The 1,730-nt window shown below is 59.1% G+C and carries 2 protein-coding genes; both read right to left on the reverse strand.

The window, feature by feature from the left end; translation table 11 throughout:
• Window positions 1-76: 76 nt before the first annotated feature.
• Window positions 77-961, reverse strand: coding sequence for a two-partner secretion domain-containing protein (locus tag HLH48_RS22710; protein WP_182999711.1), 885 nt, complete (start codon window positions 959-961; stop codon window positions 77-79).
• 361 nt (window positions 962-1,322) lie between these two features.
• The gene (locus HLH48_RS22715; RefSeq protein ID WP_182999712.1) at window positions 1,323-1,556 is read right to left on the reverse strand and encodes a hypothetical protein; all 234 of its coding nucleotides are present in this window, start codon (window positions 1,554-1,556) and stop codon (window positions 1,323-1,325) included.
• Window positions 1,557-1,730 lie beyond the last annotated feature (174 nt).

The raw sequence follows: 1,730 nt of genomic DNA on the forward strand, positions 1-1,730 counted from the left end.
TGAACGGCACGGGTTCATCTCCCCGAATGCCGTGCGTGCCAGGGCTCTTTCCACTGCGGCTCTCGCCGCTTAGGCTTCAACCAGATGTCTCAAAAACCGAGGCCGGTACAGCCGCCAGGGTGCCGGAAACTGAGACAGTCCCCTCGTCCGCGGTAAGGTAGACCCCGCCAGAGCCGTCAACCACGCCGGTAGCCGTGATCACGCCGTTGTGGTTGCCCGCAAGCGCATATACGTTTCCACCCACGGATCGGAGTTCTGCCGACGTCGCTTTTATGCGACCCGAGTTTGTTACATCTCCCGTGGTCGCCGCTTTCGTCTTGACGAAGATTCCGTCGCGCTCGTTCTTGTCTGCCAGGATTACGGTGTCGCCTGCGACCATTGCGACCGCGTCGTGATCGGCCCTGATGGTGCCGGTGTTTGAAACGGATCTGCCGACAAGGGTCACCGAGCCGTTTTTCGCGTATATCGTCCCTTTGTTGGTGACCACCCCGTTTGACGCGCCGGACAGAGTTACGGCGCCGCCGGCCATGAAATCCCGGTCGCCAGTGTCCCGTGTCGAAGCCGTGAATGACCCGTCGACAACCACTTTGCCGCCAGGCGCCACGACCACTCCGTTCGGATTGATCAGGAAGAGCGATCCGGTCGCGTTCACCTTGCCGGCGATTTCGGACACTTGTCCGCCCGTGACGCGGTTGAGCGTTGCGCCCGTGCCGTTGTTAAACTGAACAGACCTGCCTTTGCCGACAGAGAAACCTTGCCAGTCGATGACCCCGTGTCCGCTCGACTGGGTGATCGTGACGGTGCGGCTGCCGCTGTCAATTCGCCCGGTGCCCGCAACAAAGGATCCTCCTGTCGGAAGCGCCTGACCCAGCGCCGCAACGGGTGTGAGAACCGTACAGGCGAACAAGAGCTGAAGGGATAGCTTCGAAAGGGAAAACGCAGAGACTTTTTCTCTATGCATCGCCTGTCGCGCGCTTGTAGCCTCCCGCGTGCCCTGTAAGGCACCCAGGTCGACGGTTGAGTTCGAGCCCATCAGATTCCCCGATTATCTTTACGCTCCGACATCGTCCGAAAGTCTCTCTGCTCGTTTTGCTTCACGTATTCGACGACGGAGCAAAGCGCGCAGGTTCCTTTCAGCACGCCAGTCGGAAGGTGTAGACGCGGCGAAAACCGGCCCCTGTAAATCCGGATGCTCAATCCGTAGATGGTTGCCGCGCGTCATGCTCACGTCGAAGCCTTCGACACGAAACCAACTCCTGCTGAGAAGTATCTTTCTTCGACCAGACATCGGAAATCCGAACCTTTCTTGCAGAGAGATGCCTTCACGGCGCTGGCTTTCGATCCGGCAGAAATTCCTTGATGTCGTCTCGGATGGCCTTCGCGATCGCCGGATCCGGACCGTAGATCGCTGCGGCCAAGATCCCGCGCTGCGAGCCCTTGACTTGCGGCGACTTGGTCGCTGCCTTGACTCGTGCAAGAATCGCTTCTTGCTGCGTGGGAGACAGGTTAGCCTGGATGGCCTCTCGGAAGGCTCGCACCTCGATGACGGACCGCACGTCGTTGCCAACGAGGCTTTCGGCGGCGAGCAGAGCTATTTGGCGGGAGATATTGATATCTAACCCATCTTATTCACGGGGTTGGTCGAGATTGGGCGGCGGGTATCGCCTAAGCTTTTGATTGGGTTTACGAATTGGGTGTCAAAACCATCCGTTTCTCCGATCACGCCGAGC

It is taken from the genome of Gluconacetobacter sacchari (genome assembly GCF_014174255.1).
Classification (GTDB): Bacteria; Pseudomonadota; Alphaproteobacteria; order Acetobacterales; family Acetobacteraceae; genus Gluconacetobacter; species Gluconacetobacter sacchari.